This is a genomic window from Microbacterium sp. Bi128, from assembly GCF_918698205.1.
In genome coordinates this window covers 1-3391 of record NZ_CAKKMM010000501.1, presented here as the reverse complement: position 1 = coordinate 3391, position 3391 = coordinate 1, and the positions used below count along the sequence as shown (strand labels likewise).

Here is a 3391-nt window from a genome sequence, read left to right as displayed (position 1 = left end):
GCTTTCCGCCTACAGCCAGCACCACAACATCAAGTTGGCCCACACGGCTTCGGCCATCGTCCGGCTGGCCAACAGCACGCACGAATCCGCGACCCTCCGCAGCTTCGTCCACGCACTGGACGGTCGTTTCTCACAACGCCGCGATGGCGACCGGGTTCTGCATCCCTAGGTGGGGGTAAGGCGCCGGGCGGGTCCTTGGCCGGCCCGCCGGCGTCGTGCTGGCCGACAGCGCCGGTGGAATCCGGCGGAGACTGATAGCACACTCCGAGGCAGACCGGTCTGTACGCCTCGGTCCGGTGTAAAATTTTTTTATCATGACTGTCAACGACGCCGAGGGTCCTACGCTGCTGCCCGCCACAGCCATGGCCGGACGCGACGAGCCGGTGGACCGTATCCTCGCCACTGCTTACGAGTTATTCTCCCGCCGCGGCATCCGCGACGTAGGGGTCAATGAGCTGATCAGCAGTTCAGGGGTATCCAAGGCAACCTTCTACCGGCACTTTCCGTCCAAGGACGCCCTGGTGCTGGCCTTCCTGGAACTCCGCGACCAGGTGTGGACCGTGGACCTGATCGTGGCCGAGGCCAGCCGGCGGGGCAACACCCCCGAGGAGAGGCTGCTCGCCGTCTTTGACGTGTTCGGTGACTGGTTCCAGCGCGAGGATTTCGAGGCGTGCTCGTTTATCAATGTGCTGCTGGAAATGGGCGCCGGGCACCCGCTGGGCAAGGCGAGCATCGATTACCTCAGCCGCATCCGCGGGCATATCCAGGCGCTGGCCGAAGAAGCCGGGCTGGACCGCCCCGAGGAATTTGCCCGGTCCTGGCACATCCTGATGAAAGGCTCCATCATTTCCGCCACCGAAGGGGACGCGCTGGCCTCCAAGCGCGCCCAGCAGATGGCGCGATGGCTCATCGAGCACCACCGGGGCCTCTAGCCGCTGCGCCCGGGGATTCCCCGTCCCGGTTACCGGCATCTCTTTAACCCGGGACGCGGTAACCCGGCACGCGCCATAGCGCCCTGACGAACCGCTCCGATAACAGCTGCCCCATGCCCGGGCCGCGATCCGCAAGGGTGCCGGCCTGCGTTCCCTGATCCCTCTGACTGCTGGGCACTTGCGGAATACGTTAGTGATCACTAACGTATTAGTTGTGTTGGATGCCTTGGAGATTGCTGCGGAGCCGAACCGGCGACGCCTGCTGCATCTTCTCGCCAGCCACGAACAGGCTGTCGGGGAGCTGGCCGCCCATTTCACGGTCAGCCGCTCCGCGGTGTCCCAGCACCTGCTGCTCCTGGAGCAGGCCGGCCTGGTATCTGCCCGCAAAGAGGGCCGGAACAGGTACTACCGACTCGACCCAGGCGGCATGGGCCGGCTGCGTGACCTTGTCGAACAGTTCTGGACCTACGAACTGGACCTGCTGGCATCAGATGCGGCCGCACTTGCCGCCCAGCGTCACCGGCCCCCTCAACATCACACGACCACTTCCGATGCTTCGCCTCAAGACAAGGGACCACTCTCATGACGTTCGATAAAACCATTCACCTGCCCGTCAGCGCCGACGAGGCCTTTGCGCTCATCACCGAGCCGGAACGTCTGCGCCGCTGGCAAACGGTGGCGGCCCGCGTTGACCTTCGGATAGGCGGCGACTACCGCTGGACCGTCACTCCCGGCCACCACGCCGCCGGCACATTCCAGGAGATCGAGCCGGGCAAGCGCATCGTCTTCACTTGGGGCTGGGAGTCCGGAATGGACCTGGCGCCGGGCGCGTCCACCGTGACCATCACGCTGGAGCCCGACGCCGGGGGCACCACGCTCCGCCTGGTCCACGCCGGCCTCAACGCCGAACAGGCCGCAGCACATGCCGAAGGCTGGAACCACTACCTGGACCGCCTCATCGCCGAGACCTCCTCCCCGGACGGCGCCGGTCCGGACGCATGGTCGGCCGCCCCGGACCCGATCGATTACCTCAGCTCGGCCGAGGCTTCGCTCGCCCTGCTCCTGGGCGTGCTGCGCAAGCTCACCCCGGAGGACCGTGAGAAAGCCACTCCCTGCGTAAATTTCACGGCCCACGAGTTGCTGGAACACCTGGCCGGTTCGCTGAAGCAGATCGGCGGGGCGCTGGGCGCGGGCGGAAGCGACGACGCCGGGGCAGGCCCGGAAGTTGGCATCGCCGGACTCGCGCAGGCCACCCTGGAGGCGTTCAGCCGCCGCGGCTTCGAAGGCACCATCGACATGGGCTTCGCCGAGCTGCCCGCGACCGTCGTCGCCGGGATCGTCAACCTCGAGCTGCTCGTCCACGCGTGGGACTTCGCGAAGGCCACCGGCCAGGAACTTGTAGTTTCCGACGTCGTCACGGATCACGTTGAGGCCCTGGCCTTGGTGCCCATCTCCCACCAGGTCCGCGCCAGCGGCAGCTTCGCCGCTGTCCAACCGGTCGCGGAGCCTGCGAGCAGCCTGGAGCGCCTGGTCGCGTTCACCGGCCGGACCGTCGTCGTCTGAAGTTTTCCAACCTAAGCCCGTCAAGACCGCCAGGAAAGCAGGAGCAACATGACCAAGATCGTCTTCCTCTATCACGCCCCGATGACCCCCGCCGAGGCCGCGCCGCCCGCGCCGGATGACATGGCAGCCGCCATGGAACAGTGGAACAACTGGGCCGCCAAGGTCGGCAACGGCCTGATCGACTTCGGAACGCCGCTGGCCAACGGTGTTCGCGTTTCCGCGGGCGGAGCCACTGCGCCAAGCCAGCGTGAAGTCGCCGGATACAGCATCATCGAGGCCGACAGCCTTGAGGCGGCCGTGGAACTGGCCAAGGTGCACCCGCACCTGAACATGCCCGGCGGCTGCGAAATCGAGGTTCACGAGGCGCAGCAGATCCCCGGAATGTAAGCAGCGGCTCGGCCCGATGCTCAAGGCGTGTTCGCCGCTGCTTAAGAGCAGCGGCGGACACGCCTTTATTCGTCCTGTTGTGCGCCTGGTCGTGCTGGGCCCTGACCGCCGGTACCGCGCCGGCGCGCAACATTCGGCCACATCTCCAGCAATCTTTCGTCCCATGCACGACAGTGGCGCGGCGCCGGCCCCTTCACGCGCCGTCGAAGGGCGTCACCAAGACTTCACAGTGCCGGGCCGGTGTGGCACGGGTGTGTCCCAGGATGGGCGCAAATGACCGCGTGAGTCTTGCCCTGTTACGGACTGCTTCGCGCTGCGTCCGATCGGGTACCGGGGGTGCGTCCATGGCTGTTTCCGTCGCCGGATTACGCGCGGTTTCCTCGGGTTTCGAGGCACCTGCGGAACGGATTCGACTCTGCTCTGATGGTGGGCACGGTCCGGTAGCCCCGGTCCGCACCATCGAATCCAGAAAGAATCCGCTATGAAAAACCGACACTTACCCGCAGGAC

General features: G+C 66.1%; 4 protein-coding genes. All 4 read left to right on the top strand.

The annotated features are described in order from the left end of the window. The first annotated feature begins 314 nt into the window (after nucleotides 1-314). The 4 genes from LQV45_RS21830 (at nucleotide 315) to LQV45_RS21815 (ending at nucleotide 2882) form a co-directional block, all read left to right on the top strand. A complete protein-coding gene (locus tag LQV45_RS21830) occupies nucleotides 315-932 on the top strand; it encodes a TetR/AcrR family transcriptional regulator (protein WP_018772833.1) in 618 nt (205 codons plus the stop codon). 193 nt (nucleotides 933-1125) lie between these two features. Next, a complete protein-coding gene (locus tag LQV45_RS21825) occupies nucleotides 1126-1518 on the top strand; it encodes a helix-turn-helix transcriptional regulator (RefSeq protein ID WP_230008795.1) in 393 nt (130 codons plus the stop codon). Continuing rightward, entirely contained in the window at nucleotides 1515-2495 is a 981-nt protein-coding gene (locus LQV45_RS21820; RefSeq protein WP_230008794.1) for a TIGR03086 family metal-binding protein, read from the top strand. The genes LQV45_RS21825 and LQV45_RS21820 overlap by 4 nt, the downstream gene beginning before the upstream one ends. Before the next feature lie 48 nt (nucleotides 2496-2543). Beyond that, nucleotides 2544-2882: a hypothetical protein gene (locus LQV45_RS21815; RefSeq protein ID WP_230008793.1), complete on the top strand. Its 339-nt coding sequence runs from the start codon at nucleotides 2544-2546 to the stop codon at nucleotides 2880-2882. Nucleotides 2883-3391 lie beyond the last annotated feature (509 nt).